This is a genomic window from Streptomyces sp. MAR4 CNX-425, assembly GCF_048656465.1.
Lineage (GTDB): Bacteria > Actinomycetota > Actinomycetes > Streptomycetales > Streptomycetaceae > Streptomyces.
Window position 1 is genome coordinate 449,536 of the sequence record NZ_JBMDLF010000002.1, and the last position, 15,386, is coordinate 464,921.

At 75.6% G+C, this 15,386-nt stretch carries 12 protein-coding genes; 8 read left to right on the forward strand and 4 right to left on the reverse strand.

The features are described from left to right. Positions 1-72 precede the first annotated feature (72 nt). From ACHZ99_RS07250 to ACHZ99_RS07275, 6 genes are all read left to right on the forward strand, one after another. Positions 73-1,107, forward strand: a complete 1,035-nt coding sequence (locus tag ACHZ99_RS07250; RefSeq protein ID WP_420303545.1) for a LacI family DNA-binding transcriptional regulator — start codon at positions 73-75, stop codon at positions 1,105-1,107. A gap of 169 nt (positions 1,108-1,276) precedes the next feature. After that, positions 1,277-2,239: a pectate lyase family protein gene (locus tag ACHZ99_RS07255; protein WP_420303546.1), complete on the forward strand. Its 963-nt coding sequence runs from the start codon at positions 1,277-1,279 to the stop codon at positions 2,237-2,239. A gap of 285 nt (positions 2,240-2,524) precedes the next feature. Next, complete coding sequence (locus ACHZ99_RS07260) at positions 2,525-3,661, forward strand: PQQ-dependent sugar dehydrogenase (RefSeq protein WP_420303547.1); 1,137 nt, start codon at positions 2,525-2,527, stop codon at positions 3,659-3,661. Positions 3,662-3,788: 127 nt separating this feature from the next. Continuing rightward, on the forward strand, positions 3,789-4,682 hold the full coding sequence (locus ACHZ99_RS07265; RefSeq protein WP_420303548.1) for an SDR family oxidoreductase: 894 nt from the start codon (positions 3,789-3,791) through the stop codon (positions 4,680-4,682). Then, positions 4,679-5,218: a carboxymuconolactone decarboxylase family protein gene (locus tag ACHZ99_RS07270; RefSeq protein WP_420303549.1), complete on the forward strand. Its 540-nt coding sequence runs from the start codon at positions 4,679-4,681 to the stop codon at positions 5,216-5,218. Before ACHZ99_RS07265 ends, ACHZ99_RS07270 begins: the two co-directional genes overlap by 4 nt. A gap of 209 nt (positions 5,219-5,427) precedes the next feature. Continuing rightward, complete coding sequence (locus ACHZ99_RS07275; protein WP_420304009.1) at positions 5,428-8,184, forward strand: FAD/NAD(P)-binding protein; 2,757 nt, start codon at positions 5,428-5,430, stop codon at positions 8,182-8,184. Positions 8,185-8,254: 70 nt separating this feature from the next. On the opposite strand, the gene ACHZ99_RS07280 is transcribed toward ACHZ99_RS07275, so the two are convergent. The 4 genes from ACHZ99_RS07280 to ACHZ99_RS07295 form a co-directional block, all read right to left on the reverse strand. Beyond that, the gene (locus tag ACHZ99_RS07280; protein ID WP_420303550.1) at positions 8,255-8,989 is read right to left on the reverse strand and encodes a YqeB family protein; all 735 of its coding nucleotides are present in this window, start codon (positions 8,987-8,989) and stop codon (positions 8,255-8,257) included. Positions 8,990-9,172: 183 nt separating this feature from the next. Continuing rightward, positions 9,173-12,211 (reverse strand): family 16 glycoside hydrolase, encoded by a 3,039-nt coding sequence (locus tag ACHZ99_RS07285; protein WP_420303551.1) that lies wholly within the window; start codon positions 12,209-12,211, stop codon positions 9,173-9,175. Between the two features lie 99 nt (positions 12,212-12,310). Then, a complete protein-coding gene (locus tag ACHZ99_RS07290; protein WP_420303552.1) occupies positions 12,311-13,243 on the reverse strand; it encodes a dihydrodipicolinate synthase family protein in 933 nt (310 codons plus the stop codon). Beyond that, entirely contained in the window at positions 13,240-13,881 is a 642-nt protein-coding gene (locus ACHZ99_RS07295) for an exonuclease domain-containing protein (RefSeq protein ID WP_420303553.1), read from the reverse strand. The genes ACHZ99_RS07290 and ACHZ99_RS07295 overlap by 4 nt, the downstream gene beginning before the upstream one ends. Positions 13,882-14,137: 256 nt before the next feature. Between ACHZ99_RS07295 and ACHZ99_RS07300 the strand changes: the two genes are divergently transcribed. Next, the gene (locus tag ACHZ99_RS07300; RefSeq protein ID WP_420303554.1) at positions 14,138-14,497 is read left to right on the forward strand and encodes a hypothetical protein; all 360 of its coding nucleotides are present in this window, start codon (positions 14,138-14,140) and stop codon (positions 14,495-14,497) included. 203 nt (positions 14,498-14,700) lie between these two features. Continuing rightward, positions 14,701-15,360 carry a hypothetical protein gene (locus ACHZ99_RS07305; RefSeq protein ID WP_420303555.1) on the forward strand — a complete coding sequence of 220 codons (660 nt, stop codon included), beginning with the start codon at positions 14,701-14,703 and terminating at the stop codon, positions 15,358-15,360. Positions 15,361-15,386 lie beyond the last annotated feature (26 nt).

Consider the following 15,386-nt stretch of genomic DNA (forward strand, 5'->3'; position numbering starts at 1 on the left):
CCGCGGGCGGTCAACGGGCCCGTGGCCGCGCGACCAAACCGTTACCGCTGACCGTGCCTTATCCTTCGAACCATGCGTGAAGACGACGACGTGGACGGCCGTGTGACCCTGGCCGAGGTAGCGACCCAGGCCGGGGTGTCACTCTCGACGGTTTCGAAAGTTCTCAACGGGCGCTCCGACGTCTCCCGGCCCACGCGCACGAAAGTCGAGCGGCTGCTGGAGACGCACGGCTACCGCCGCCGGGCGCAGGCGGCCCCGCAGGCCCCGCTCATCGAGCTGGTCTTCCACGAGCTCGAGAGCGTCTGGGCGATGGAGCTGATCCGCGGCGTGGAGAACGTCGCCAAGCAGAACCAGGCGAGCGTCGTGCTCACCGAGAGCGGTACGCGGCACGCGCCCGACCCGGACTGGATCGAGGGCGTCCTGCGGCGCCGGCCGCTGGGCGTGGTGCTGGTCTTCTCCACCCTGCCCGACCGGGTCAAGAAGCAGCTGCGCTCGCGCGCCATCCCGTTCGTCATCGTCGACCCGGCGGGCGACCCCGAGCCCGACGTGCCCTCCGTCGGCTCCGCCAACTGGGCCGGCGGCATGGCCGCCACCCGCCACCTCATCGAACGCGGCCACCGCCGGATCGCCATCATCACCGGCCCGGAGGACATGATGTGCTCCCTCGCCCGGCTCGACGGCTACCGCTCGGCGATGGCCATGGCCGGCCTCGACGCCGACCCGGCCCACATCCGCTACGGCGACTTCCACGTGCAGGGCGGCTTCGACCACGCCCGGGAGCTGCTCGACGGGCCCGACCGGCCCACCGCCGTGTTCGCCGGCAGCGACCTCCAGGCGCTCGGGGTCATGGAGGCGGCCCGGCTGAAGGGGCTGAGCGTGCCGGACGAGCTGTCGGTCGTCGGCTACGACGACGTGCCCCTCGCGCAGTGGTCCAGCCCCGCGCTCACCACCGTCCACCAGCCGCTGCGGCAGATGGCGGAGGAGGCGGCGCAGATGCTGCTGCGCCCGCGCGAACCGGGCAAGGGGGAGCTGCGCATGGAGCTGGCCACCCGGCTGGTGGTGCGGCAGAGCACGGCGGCGCCCGCGGAGGCCCCCGCCCGGCCGTAGCCCCGCCCGGACCGGAGCCGCGGGCCGGGCCGGGCGGGGCGGGGCCCGCGGCACCGGGGCCGGGCGACCGGCAACCTCCCGCCGTCCGGCGGCGACCCACGGCCGGAGCGTGCCGCCGGCAGGCGGGCGCATCCCCCCACCCGTACCCGTACCGGACGGAGAGCACCACATGCGCACGCACAGGAGGAAGCCCCGCACCGGGCTCGTCGCCGCCGCCGCGACGGCCACCGCCGCCGCCACCGCCGCCCTGCTGATCCCGGGCGCGACGGCCGGCGAGCCCGCCCCGGCCGCGGCGTCGCCCGTCGGCTTCGGCGCCGGCGCCACCGGAGGGGCCGGCGGCGAGACCGTCAGGGTCTCGGACGCGGCCGCGTTCACCGAGGCGGTGCAGGGCGACGGCCCGCGCGTCGTCGAGGTCGACGGCACCGTCGAGCTGGACGGCATGACCAAGGTCGCGTCCGACAAGACCATCGTCGGCGTGGGCACCAGCGGCCGCATCAGCGGCGGCGGGCTGAACATCAGCGAGGTCGGCAACGTCGTCGTGCGGAACATGACGATCTCCGGCAGCGACGACGACAACATCAACGTCCAGTACGCCACCGACGTCTGGCTGGACCACAACACGCTCACGGACGCCGGCGACGGCAACCTGGACATCAAGCGCGCGTCGGACGGCATCACCGTCTCCTGGAACCACTTCCACGGCCAGGACAAGAACGCCCTGCTCGGCCACAGCGACGACAACGGCGACGAGGACGCGGACGCCCTGCACGTCACGTACGCCTTCAACTGGTTCGACGGAACCAACCAGCGCAACCCGCGGGTCCGCTTCGGCAACCCGGTGCACGTGCTCAACAACTACTACGACGACATCGGCTCCTACGGCGTCGCCTCCACCGAGGACGCCGGCGTGCTGATCGAGGGCAACTACTTCGAGAACACCGAGGACCCCTTCCACCTCGGCGAGGGCGACTCGGGCCCCGGCACCATCGAGGCCCGCGACAACCACTTCGCCAGCTCCGGCACGGGCGAGGCCGGCGGCTCCGTCGCGGACATCCCGTACGACTACGACGTGCAGCCGGCCGAGGGCGTCAAGGCCGCCGTGACCGAGGGCGCCGGCGTCGGCAACCTCTGACCGGCAGCCTCCGAGAGACCGCGCCGCGCGCCGCGGCCGGGCCGCGGGAACCACCTGCCCCTCCCGTCGGTACGAAGTCCCCCGCGGCGCGCGGCGCTCCACTCCGCCCACGGCAGGCACGGCGGACCACGGCATGCGGACTCGGCCCTCCCGGGCCGGGGTTGCGGTATTCATCGGGACCGGCGCGCGGGATATCCTCCTGCCCACCAGGGGCATCCCCCCGCCAGTGCGAGCGCACGCACCGTTCCCCCACGACGCCCTCAACCCCACCCCAGGAGGGTCACCATGAGAGTGCGCACCATCTCGGCGATCGCCGCCGGGTTCTGCCTCGCCGTCTCCGGCGTGGCGCTGTCCGCGGCCAGCGCGGACCCGCCCGCCGACACCGCGCCGGCGGCGGTCGAGCTGACGACCGTGGCCGAGGCCCGGAACCCGACCGCGGGCACCGCGGGCCCCGGCGGCACCGTCTGGATCGCAGAACGCGCCGGCACGGTACGGGTCCTGGACGACTCCGGCCTCGGCGAACCCGTGCTCGACATCTCGGACGAGACGACCGTCACCGGCGAGCGCGGGCTGCTCGGCATCGCCTTCGACCCGGCCTTCGAGCACTTCTACCTCTCCTTCACCGACCGGGAGGGCACCAGCACCGTCGACGAGTTCGCCGTCGCGGCCGACGGCGCGCTCGACCCGGACTCGCGGCGCACCGTCCTCACCCAGGAGCAGCCGTACTCCAACCACAACGGCGGCCAGATAGCCTTCGGCCCCGACGGGATGCTCTACATCGCCCTCGGCGACGGCGGCGCGGGCGGCGACCCGCACGACAACGGCCAGAACCTCGGCACCCTGCTCGGCAAGCTGCTGCGGATCGACCCGTCCGGCGGCGACCCGTACGCGATCCCCGAGGACAACCCCTTCGCCGGCGACCCGCAGGCGCGCGGCGAGATCTGGGCGTACGGGCTGCGCAACCCGTGGCGGTTCTCCTTCGACGCCGGGACGGGCGACCTGTGGATCGGCGACGTCGGGCAGAACCGGGTCGAGGAGATCGACCACGCCCCGGCCGGCAGCCCCGGCGGCGAGAACTACGGCTGGGGCCGGATGGAGGGCTCGGAGGTCTTCGACGGTGAGGAGCCGGCGAACCACGTGCCGCCGGTCCACGAGTACGGCCGTGACGGCCTCGGCTGCTCGGTCACCGGGGGCTTCGTCTACCGCGGCGAGGCGATCCCGGAGCTGGCCGGGCAGTACCTGTTCAGCGACTACTGCGACGGCACCGTACGCGCCCTCACGGTCGAGAACGGCGAGGTGACCGGCGAGAGCGACCTCGGCGTGAGCGGCGGCGAGGTCATCTCGTTCGTCCAGGACGGCGACAACGAGCTGTACGTGCTCGGCATCGGCGGCGCGGTCCAGCGGCTCGACGCGGCCGGCTGACGCCCCGGCACCCCGGCACGACCCCGCCCGCGGGCCGCCGCAGCGCGGCCCGCGGGCTCTCGTCGCCGCCCGCCCGGTGCCGCCCGCCCTGTTCCGCCCGCGGGCGCGGAACGTTACCGTTCGGTAGATGAGGCGACCGGGGTTGCGGGACCTGACGGGACGGCGGATCTTCGTCACCGGCGCGGCCGGCGGCATCGGCGGCGCGACCGCCGCGCTGGCCGCGGCCCGGGGCGCGGAGCTGTTCCTCACCGACCTGGACGGGGACCGGCTCGACGCCGCCGCCGCGGGGATCCGCGCGCGAGGCGGCACCGTGCGCTACACCGGCGCCGCCGACGTCACCGACCTCGACGCCGTACGGGCCGTGGCCGGCGCCGTGCACGCGGCGGCGGGCGGGCCGATGGACGTGGTGATGAACGTCGCCGGGATCTCGGCGTGGGGCACGGTGGAGCATCTGGAGCACCGGCACTGGCGGGCGATGGTCGAGGTCAACCTGATGGGCCCGGTGCACGTCATCGAGACCTTCGTGCCCCCGATGATCGCGGGCGGGCGGGGCGGCCACCTGGTCAACGTCTCGTCGGCGGCGGGCCTGCTCGGGCTGCCCTGGCACGCGGCGTACAGCGCGGGCAAGTTCGGGCTGCGCGGGGTCTCCGAGGTGCTGCGCTTCGACCTGCGGCGGCACGGCATCGGCGTGAGCCTGGTCTGTCCGGGCGCGGTGGACACGCCGCTCACCGAGACGGTGGAGATCGTCGGCGTGGACAAGGAGAGCAGGGCGTTCCGGCGGCTCCAGGCCGGTTTCCGCAGACAGGCGGAGTCGCCGGAGGAGGTCGCCGCGATGATCCTCACGGGCATGGCGCGGAACCGCTACCTGGTGCACACCTCCGGGCGGGTACGCGCCGCCCACGCGCTCCAGCGCGCGGCCCCGCCGCTGTACGCGCTCGCGATGCGGGCGATGAACGCCGCCACCCACCGGCTGCTGCGCCGCGCCGTCGCCGCCCCGCCCGCGGACCGGGACGCGCGGTGAGCGCGCCGCGGATCGCCCCCGGCAGGCGCCGCGACGTGGGCCTGGCCACCTGGCTGCTCAGCCGCGCGGCGGGCCGCGTCGCGGGCACCCGCCCGCCCGCGCTGTTCCTCGTGCTCGGCCGGCACCGCCGGCTGTTCCGCGGCTGGCTGCGGTTCGCCGGCCGGCTGATGCCCCGCGGCACGCTGCCGCGCCGGGAGACCGAGCTGGTGATCCTGCGGGTGGCCCATCTGCGGGACTGCCGCTACGAGTTCGAGCACCACCGCCGGCTCGGCCGCCGGGCCGGGGTCACGCCCGCCGACGTCGAGCGGGTCGCCCGGGGCCCCGGGGCGGCCGGCTGGACGGACCGCGAGCGCACGCTGCTGGCCGCCGTCGACGCGCTGCACCACGACCGGGATCTGGACGACGCGGGCTGGCGGGAGCTGCGTACCCACCTGGACGAGAAGGCGGCGATCGAGCTGCTGCTGCTCGCCGGCCACTACGAGATGCTGGCCACCGCCATCGCCGCGCTGCGCCTCCGGCCGGACCCGCCCCGCTAGCGCCCCCGTGCGCCTCCCCGCACGAGATTCCTACTATTCCCACCGGTGTGCTAGGAATAGGAAGGCAGTAGCCTCGTCACGTCGACGGGAGCCCGGGGGTGGACCGGCCCCGCAGACGCGAGATCATGGACGACATCGTTCCCGGCTCAGCTGGAGGTACCGTGGCCGCGCCCTCGTCCCCCACCGCCGCGGGTCCCGCCCGCCACGTCGTGGCCGTCGTCGGCGCGGGCGCCGCGGGCGCCCTGACCGCGATGCAGCTCTGCGAGACCGCGGTCCGGCGCAGCACGCCGCTGGAGCTGGTGCTGATCGACCCGGCGCCCGAGGCGGGCCGCGGGGTCGCGTACGCCACGCCCGACCCGCGGCACCGGCTGAACGTGCCGGCCGGCGGCATGAGCTGCTACCCGGACGACCCCACCCACTTCGTCCGCTGGCTCCACGCCCACGGCGAACCCGCCGCCTCCGCCTGCGACTTCGTCACCCGGCACCGCTACGGCGCCTACCTCGCCGACTCCCTCGGCCAGGCCGTCATCCGGGCCCACGGCACCGTCGCGGTGCGCCGGCTGCGGACGAGGGCCACCGGCTGTACGTGGGCCCCCGGCGGGCCCGCCACCCTGCGCCTCGCCGACGGCCGCACCCAGCGGGCCGACAGCGTCGTCATCGCCACCGGCCCCGCGCCCGGCCCGCCCGCCTGGGCGCCGGCGGCGCTGCGCGCCGGCGACCGCTTCGTCGCCGACCCCTGGGCGCCCGGCGCCCTGGACGCCCTCGCCACCGATACCGCCGAGGCCGCCGGCGCCGCCGGGGCCGCCCCCGGCGGCGCCCGCGACGTGCTGCTCGTCGGCACCGGCCTGACCGCCGTCGACGTCGCGCTCACCCTGGCCGCCCCCGGCCGCCGGGTGCACGCCGTCTCCCGCGGCGGCGAGCTGCCCCGCCCGCACGCGCTGATCGCGCTCCCGCCGCTCCAGCCGGCCGCCGACCTGCCCGGCCTGCCGCTGGCGGAGCTGCGCGCCGCGGTCCGCCGGCACGTCGCCGCCGCCGTACGCGCCCACGGCGACTGGCGCCCCGCCGTGGACGGGCTGCGCCCGCTGACGCAGGCGGTGTGGGCCCGCCTCTCCGACGCCGACCGGGCGGACTTCCTGGCCCGGGACGCCTCCCGCTGGAACGTCCACCGCCACCGCATGCCCCCGGCCACCGCCGAGGCCGTGCGGCGGGCGCTGGCGGCCCGCCGGCTGCGGCTGCACCGGGGGCAGGTCGGGGACGTCGCCGAGCGGCCGGACGGGGGCCTGGACGTCACGCTGAGCGGCGGCCGGACGCTGGCCGTCGGCTGGGTCGTCGACTGCACCGGTCCCGGCCTGCGCGTCGAGGAGTGCGCCGACCCGCTGTGGCGGGGGCTGCTGGCCGACGGCACGGCCGTGCCGGGCCCGCTGGGCATCGGCGTCGCCACCGACGCCGGCCGGCTGCGCCCGGCCCCCGGCCGCGCTCCCGCGAGACGGGCCGGCTCCCCCGCGGCCGGCCCCCGCCCCGGCGACACGCCCCCGCCGCTGTTCACCCTCGGCTCCGCCCGCCGCGGCGAGCTGTGGGAGACCACCGCGGTCCCGGAGATCCGCGCCCAGGCCGCCGAGGTGGCCGCCGCCGTGCTGGAGCCGCTGCGCGAGCCGGTACGCGGCCGGCGGCGGCCCACCGACGTCACCGGCCTGCCCGTGTCGACGCACGCGGCGGCCGCCGCCGCGTACCGCACCGGCCTGGAGCGGCTGCTGAAGGTCCGCGCCGGCGCCGAGACCGCCTTCGCCCGCGCCGTGGAGCTGGACCCCGGCTTCGCGCTGGGGCACGCCGCGCTCGCGCTCGTCGGGCACGAGTGCGGCGCCGGGGTCGACGTGCCGCGTGCGCTGGCCGACGCGCAGCGGGCCGCGCGCGAGCGCGCGGACGACCGGGAGCGGGCCTTCGTGGAGGTCGTCACCCACCGGATCGCCGGCTCCGGCGACGCCGGGGACGCGGCGCTGACCCGGCACCTGGCCGCGTACCCCGGCGACGCGCTGGCGCTCAGCGCCGCCGTGCCGACCATCGCGTTCTCCGGCGTCACCGACCTCGACGGCGCGATGGCCCGGCGGCTGGTGGAGCGCACCACGCCCGCGTACGAGGGGCACTGGTTCCACACCTCGCTGCTGGCCTTCATGCGCCAGGACGACGGCCGTTTCGACGAGGCCGCGGAGCTGGCCCGCCGGGCGCTGGCCGTGGAGCCGGCCGCGGGCCACGCGGTGCACGCGCTCGCCCACGTCCACTACGAGACCGGGGCGCACGCGCGCGGCCGGGACTGGCTGGACGGCTGGATCGGCGACCAGGGCCGCGGCGCCACGCACCGGGCGCACTTCTCCTGGCACGTCGCCCTGCACGAGCTGGCGCTCGACGACCCGGACGCGGTGCGGCGGCGCTGGTTCACGCAGCTGGCGCCGGGCCGGGTGAGCGGGGTGCGGGCGCTGGTGGACTCGGGGTCGCTGCTGTGGCGGGCCCGGATGTCGGGGTGCTGGACCGGGGAGCAGCCCGTGGAGGGCGTGCTGGCGGCGGTCGAGCGGGAGGTCGTGGAGCGGCCGGCGACGCCGTTCACCGCGATGCACGGTGCGGTGGCCCTGACGGCCGCGGGCGACCTGCCGGCGCTGCGCCGGCTGCGGACGCACGCGGCGGGCGCGGACCCGGTGCAGCGCGAGGTGGTGGCGCCGCTGTGCGAGGCGCTGGAGGCGGTGCTGGAAGAGCGCTGGCCGGACGCGGTGGCGCGGCTGGAGGCGATCCGGCCGGTGCTGCGCAAGGTCGGCGGCAGCGCCGCGCAGCGCGAGGTGGTGGAGGAGACGCTGCTGTTCGCGCTGGTGTCCGGCGGCCGGTGCGAGGCGGCGCGGCGGCTGCTGGAGACCCGGCTCGACCGCCGCGACTCCCCCGCCGACCACCGGCGCCTCGCGGCCCTGCCCGGCGACGGCTGAGGCGCGGGGGCGCCGCACGGTCCGTACGGCCGGTGCTTCCGCGGCACCGGCGCGCGGCCGGGCCGCGCGCTCACCCCTCGGCCGCCCCGGGCCGCAGCGGGCGCCAGTACTGGCGCGCGCCCTCCTCGCGCAGCACGTAGCCGAGCCGCTGCGCCTCCTCGCGCAGCTCCTCCGCATCGGTGCCGTTCTTCTTCCGGAGCGCGTGCTCCCGGGCCTTCAGCACGGCGTTCGCCGCCGCGGACAGCTCCGCGGAGTCCGGCACCCAGCGGTGGTAGCGGCCGACGTACGGGTCCTCGTGCAGCCACCGGTAGCCGTGCGCGGTGAAGCCGCGGTCGAGGTCGCCGGGCTCCAGGTCGCAGGAGCGCCGCACCAGCTGGCGGGAGTCGGCGTCGAGGATCACCAGCCGGTCCTTGTCGAGGAAGGCGGCGGCGACCTCGGCGCGGGCCAGGATGCGCGACTCGCCGTCCTTGCGGATCCGTACGGTGTCGTCCTCGAAGGTCACGCGCATGGCCATCGCGAACGCCAGGAGCCCGCCGCCGAGCCCCAGCACCAGCCCGGCCGCGGGGCCGGCGACCGCCGTCCGCCCGTCGTCGAAGGAGGCGACCAGCTCGAACGGGCCCTGCATGGGGGCCCAGGGCAGTCCGGCGACCCGGTCGGCTATGCGCGGGACGAGCCAGCCGAGGAGCGCGCCGAGCGCGGGGAGGCCGGCGAGCAGCAGCAGGCGGTACACCAGCCCCGGGCCCACGGTGGCGGCGGGTTCGGCGAGGCGGTCGTCACGGGACATCGCGGGTGCTCCGGAATCCATCGTCGGTCGTCCTTCCTTCCGTCCCCGACGACGCTACGGACGCGGGGCGCGGCGGAGATCGGCCGAAGGTCTGCGGAGCGCGCCGGCGGCTACGACTTTCGTCGCTGCCTGCCGGACGGCGGTGCCGGACGCGTGCCGGCCCCGGAGCCGGGGGCTCCGGGGCCGGCGGGGCTCACCGCCGCGTCACAGGGGCTGGACGGTGATGTTGCGGTAGCGGACGGGGTTGCCGTGGTCCTGGAGCTTGATGGCGCCGGCGACCGGCGTCTCCGGCTTCCCGGCCCCGGTCGGGCCGTCGACGGCGACGTCGTCGTGGACCGTGACGCCGTTCCACACCACCGAGATGCGCGCGTCCTCGGTCTTGTTGCCGTCGGCGTCGAAGCGGGCCGCGCGGAACGTGATGTCGTACGTCTGCCACGTCCCCGGCGGCTTCGCCGCGTTCACGTCGGCCGCCTTCTTCTTGTAGAGGGCGGCGGCGTCGTCGTTCGCCAGCGGGTCCTTGCCGTACGAGTCGAGGATCTGGACCTCGTACCGCTCCTGGAGGTAGACACCGCTGTTGGCGCGGTCCTGCCCGGTGACGTCCGGCGGCAGCTCCGGCAGCCAGAACTCCACGTGCAGCTTGAAGTCCCGGTAGGCGTGCTTGGTGCGGATGTCGCCGCAGCAGACCTCCATGGCCTCGCCGTCGAGCAGCGGCCACTCGGGCGTTCTGCCGTCAACGTGCTGGAAGGCGGAGCGGTCGGCGCCGTCGAAGAGGATGTGGGCCTCGCCGCTGCGGTGGACGGTGATCATGTCGAGGTTGACGTGACCGGTGTCGTCCCCCTCGTTGACGTAGCGGATGGTGTTGGGGCCCGCGCGCAGCCGGACCTTCTCGGTCCGGCTCGTCCACTCCTCCCAGGTGCCGGTGGACGCCAGCGGGAGCTGCTTCACCTTCTTGCCGTTGACGTACATGCTGACCGTCTTGGTGCCGGTGAAGGGGTTCGGCCCGTTGGAGTAGCGCAGTCCGACGTCGTAGGTGCCTCCCTTCCCGGTCGTGACGTCGAAGGTGGTGGACGCGCCCTTGGTGCCGTAGCCGGCGACGAAGCCGCGGCCGGAGTACGCCTCGTGGTCGGTGGCGAGGCTCGCGCCGCCCGCCAGCGCCGCCTCCTCGGCCTCGTACGCGGTGGGCGCGCGCTCCTCGTCACCGGGGATGTTGTTCAGCGTGTACCACGCCTCGGTGCTCCACAGCTCCGTGCCGCCCTCGGCGGTGAACGGGCGCGGGGAGCGGACGTGCACCACGTGGCCGGGCTTCAGGCCCGGGATCTGAAGGGTGACGGTCTTCCGGTCGTCGGACAGCTCCGCGGAGGTCACCGGCAGCACCTCCTCGTCCACCTTGGGCCCGCCGTAGTCGGGGGTGGGGACGTAGCGCCACTGGGTGACGGAGTACTTCGCGGCGAGGCCGTCGGCGGTCTCCTGCGACAGCGGCTTGGTGTAGCGCATCTCGAAGCCGGTGCCGGTGGCGTCCATCGAGACGATGTCGAAGGCGTCGTTCCCGCCGGGCGTCAGCTTCTGCAGCCCGTACGTCAGCTTGCCGGGCTGGCCCCAGTTGCCGCCGGCGCCGAGGCCGCCGGCGTAGATGGCGCCGTCGGGGCCCATGCTGATGCGGTTGACGCCGGCCTCAAGGCCCTGGGTCATGCGGAAGACGGCGCCCTGGTAGGCGCCCTCGACCTTCTCCAGGTCGGCCCGCTGGATGCCGCCGTAGGTGACGTCGCCGAAGAGGAGCTGGCCGGCGAAGGTGCCCTCTTTCAGGTACAGCGGCGTGCTGGGCGAGTTGGCTATCTCGTTCTGCGGCAGCCAGAGCACGGGCTCGGTGACGGGGCGGTCGTCGAACGGCCCGCCGGGGTTGGTGTAGTGGTTGAAGAAGCGGTCCTGCTTGACGTGCAGGAGCTTCGAGGACGGCAGCCAGCCGCCCTGGTTGTCGAGGACGAAGAGGTCGTCGTCCGGGCCCCTGCCGATGCCGTTGGGGGTGCGCAGCCCGCCGGCGACGTAGGAGACCTTGCCGGTCTCGCGGTTGACCTTGATGGTCGTGCCGCGGTTCTCGGAGGGCTGCGGGTCGGTGGTGGCGCCGCCGTAGTCGATGGCGACCGAGAGGTTCAGGTAGAAGAACCCGTCCCGGTAGAGCAGGCCGAAGGCGAACTCGTGGAAGTTGTCGCTGAACGGCCAGGTGGCGACGGTCTCGTACGCGTCGGTGACGTCGTCGCCGTCGGTGTCCTTCAGCCGCGTCAGCTCGTGCTTCTGCGAGACGTAGAGGTCGCCGTCGACGTACGTGACGCCCATCGGCTCCTTCAGGCCCTCGGCGACCTTCTCCACCGTCACCTGCTCGGGCGAGGTGTCGCCGGTGACGTTGTCGAGGAGGTAGACCTCGCCGGCGACGTTGTCGGTGCCGCCCCAGGTGGCCACCGCGAGCCGGCCGTCGGGCAGCCAGTCCATCGCGGAGACCTGCGGCTCGAAGCCCTCGGGGCGCAGGTCGGTCAGCTCGAAGTCGGGGTGGACGCCATTCAGCGGCAGGCCGTCGCCGGGCGAGTCGGTGTAGCCCTCGCACAGCTTGCGGCCCGGCGCGGTGACGCGGACGACGCCCGCGTCGGTGCTGAGCACCGAGTTCGGCACGGTGGTGAAGCCGTCCGCGCCCGGCGGCTGCCAGCCCAGGGTGACCTGCTGCCCGCCGCCGCGCTCGAAGTGCTCGATGAACAGCGAGTGGTAGCCGGCGGTCAGGTCGACCGTGCCGTCCTTGGGCGGATCGGTGCCGTGCAGCCCGTCGTGGTCGATGACGACCTGGTTGTCGATGAGCAGCCGCGCGCCGTCGTCGCTGGTGAGGCGGAAGGTGTACGTACCGTCCTCGGGCACGTCGACATTGGCGATGGTGTGCGAGACGAAGTTGTCCTCGAAGCCGAAGTCCCCGGCGGTCGAGAAGTCGATCTGCGGCATGAGCTTGTCGACGTTCGGGGTCTGCGCGGGCTTGAGCGTGCAGATCTCGTCGAGCGGGACCTGGACGTCGTACGTGCGCAGCGTGACGCCGGGCTCCTGTGGCGGGAGTTCGGCGAAGGGCTGGTTCTGCGGGCCGGGGGCCCGTTCGGGGTCGGGTGCGGGTTCGGCGCCGGCGGGCGCGGTCCAGAAGCCGCCGACGAGGAAGGCCGCCGCGAGCACCGTGGTCATCCGTCTGCGGACACGCCGGTACAGCCGTGCGGACATTCGTTCCTCCAGACGCGAAAGAGGGGCGGAAGAACCTGTGGAATCCGGGCGGGTGCGGCGCCGAGCCTAAAGACTTCGTCTTGACGTGTCCATACTTTGTCACGCCAGAGAAAAAAGTTCCGGAACCAGCTCGTGGGCGTCGCGGCGGGCGGGGAGCACGGCCTCCTCGGGCGCGGGGGTGGCCGGCCACCGGGTGCGCAGGCCGGTGCCGGCCCAGCCGCCCACGGCGGCGAGGAACTTGTCGAGCGCCGGGTTCGACAGGCCGCGGGCCTGCAAGGGCGCGACGTGCCGGCGGAACAGCTCGGCGATCCGGCGCTGCACGTCGAGCGCGGCGGCCGGGTCGGTGCGCATCGACTCGTACCAGCGGACCGAGCCGGCCGGGGCGAGCGCGGCGACGTTGGAGTAGCTGCCGTGCGCCCCGCGGGCGACGCCGGAGGCCAGCAGGTGGCCCGGGACGAAGACCGAGCAGCGGTCGGTGTGCGGGCGCACGGCCGCGTACCAGGCGTCGTCGCCGCCCGCGGTCTTCAGCCCGACGAGCGCGGGCACCTCGGCCAGCAGCCGGCCGAGCAGCGCGGGCGGCACCGGGGTCTTGGCGTGCGGCGGGTTGTAGAGCACCAGCGGCACCGGGTCGGCGGCCTCGGCGACGCGGGTGAGGAACGCGACGGCCTCGTCGTCGGCGAGCGGCAGCCAGTCCGGCAGGATCACCTGGAGCGCGCCGGGGGCGAGTTCGCGGGCGCGGCGCACCCGGGCGAGCGCGGTCTGCGCGACCGGGTGCGAGGCGCCGATCTGGAACGGCACGCCCGCGGCGGCGCAGCGCTCGGCGAGCAGCTCGTTGACGGCGTCGAACTCGTCCTCGGCCAGGGTGTGGAACTCGCCCGCGGTGCCGTGCGCGTAGATCCCGTGCAGGCCGGCCGCCAGCAGCGCGTCCAGCTGCCCGGCCAGCCGGCCCCGGTCGATCGCGTCGCCGTCGTCCAGGGGCAGCAGCAGCGTCCCCCAGACCCCGGTGAGGTCCTTCGCTCCCAGAGGTGTCATGGGTGGAGCGTACGAGCCGGCCGCGGCGGCGCCGCCGGCGGCTCCTGGAGGCAGCCCGCGGGGAGCGGGACGCCCGCGGCGTGGAGGTGCCGGAGCGCGGCGGCGAAGGAGTGGCAGTCGAAGAGGGCGGAGTGCTCGGCGCCGGCGGCGGGCCGCGGCAGGCCGAGGACCTGCCAGAGCCGGCCGACGTTGGCCGGGGCGGTCCCGGGCGCCACGGTGTTGAGCCAGGGGCGGACGTTGACGAAGCCGTGGTGGAGGAAGCCGTGCGCGACCTGCTCGCCGCGGGCCCGGGCCCAGCCGACGTTCTCGCCGAGCACGACCATGTCGTTGCCGTACGAGAGCACGGAGCGGCCCTGGCAGAAGCCGAGGAAGTCGCCGAGCGCCGCCGCCGGTTCGCGGCCCTCGCGGTCGACGGTCTCCTGGTCGATGCCGGTCAGCTCGGTGAAGTACGGGGACAGCCGCGGGTTGACGACCGGCCGGACCAGGGTCTCGAACTCGTCGGCCACCGCGAGGTCCGGGCCCAGCCGCAGCGCGCCGATCTGCACGATCTCCCGCAGTTCGCCCGGCCCTCCCCAGTCCCGTTCCTGCGCTCCCGGCCAGGTGGTGAACTCAAGGTCGAAGAGGATGAATGACGGCACGTGACCCTCCTGATCTCCGCGGCGGCCAGCGTACGGGCGCGGAGGCGCCGGGGCGGGCACGGGGGGGGTGGCGAGTCCTCCGGGGCCCGGCCCGGGCGGCGCCTGCCGCCGATCGTCCGATGGTGATCATTCTGGCCCGAACGGGTGGTGCTCGCGGGACGCACGGAGCGGATGATCCGGCGGAACCGATTCGCCCGCGGCCGCCCTTCTAGGGTCGGGGCCGCACCATCCCCGATCCCCTCCGGAAAGGCACGTCATGAAGCTGCGCACCGCCCTCGGCGCCTGTCTCGCCGCCCTCGCCCTCGTCCTGCCGGCGGCCGGGCCCGCGCAGGCGGCGCAGGGCGACTTCCACTACACGTACGTCGACGGCTTCGGCCAGGAGCAGCACGTCGCCCTGCACGACCCGGTGAGCGGGAAGTGCGTCAACCTGTACGCCGTCGGCGACGACGAGAAGACGCCCGGCTACGGCCCGCACAACGACACCGACACCGCCGTGACGGTCTACCGCGGCGCGAACTGCACCGGCCCCGAGTGGCGGCTGAAGGCGCACGGCAGGCCGGCCCGGGACGCGCTGGAGCTCCGCTCGCTCCGGTTCGACGCCCCGGAAGCCCGCTGAGCGGCGCCGGGCGGCGGGCACGCCGGTCACGCGACCGACCGGCGCGTCACCCCGCCGCCCGGCGGTGAAGAACGCCTCCGGCCGTCCGGAGGATGTACGGTCCGCGAGCGTGCGTGCGACCTGGGCGCGCCGCGGCTCGCGCCTGCGGGTGGATTACGCGCGCGAAGGGTGTAGTCCGGCGCGGCGTTGAGCAGCTTCCGGCCGTGACCCGGGACGAGACACCGCGCGCGGCACGGCCCGCCGTACGCGCCGCCGCGCTGCTCGCCGCGCTCGCCGCCGCCGGCGCCGCGGCGGCACCGGCCGCCGCCGACGCGCCGCGCGCCCCCGCCGTACGGGGTCTCGCCGTGCCCGGCGACGGGTGCGTGCGGGTCGGCGGGGACCTGCCGCTGGCGGAGCTGGGGCGGATCGCGCGGGAGGAGGGCGTCGGGGAGGCGGTGCGCCGGGGGTGCGGCCGGGAGGCGCCGCCGCCCGCGCCCCCGCCTGCCCCGCCGGTCCCGCCTGCCCCGTCGCCCACACCGCCACCCCCACCGACGCCCACGCCCGAGCCGCCTCCGCCGGCCCGTACCCCCGCGCCGCAGGCGCCCGCGCCCGCCCCGCCGGAGCCCGGGGCGCCGGAGCCCGCCGCGCCGCCGGCGGCCACGCCCGTACGGCCCGCGCCCTCCCCCGGCCGGACGCCGGGCCCCACCCCCTCCCCCACGCCGACGCCGTCGCCGTCGCTGCGGCCCCTGTACCACGAGCCGCCGCCCCGGGAGGTCGACGAGGGCACCTCGCCCGTCACCAGAACCCTGCTGTTCGTCGCCCCCGCGGTCCTGGCCGCCGCCGCGCTCGGCGGCTCGGGCTCCGCCGCCCGCAACCGCTCCTGACCGCCCCGCAGCCCGCCCCGCCGGAG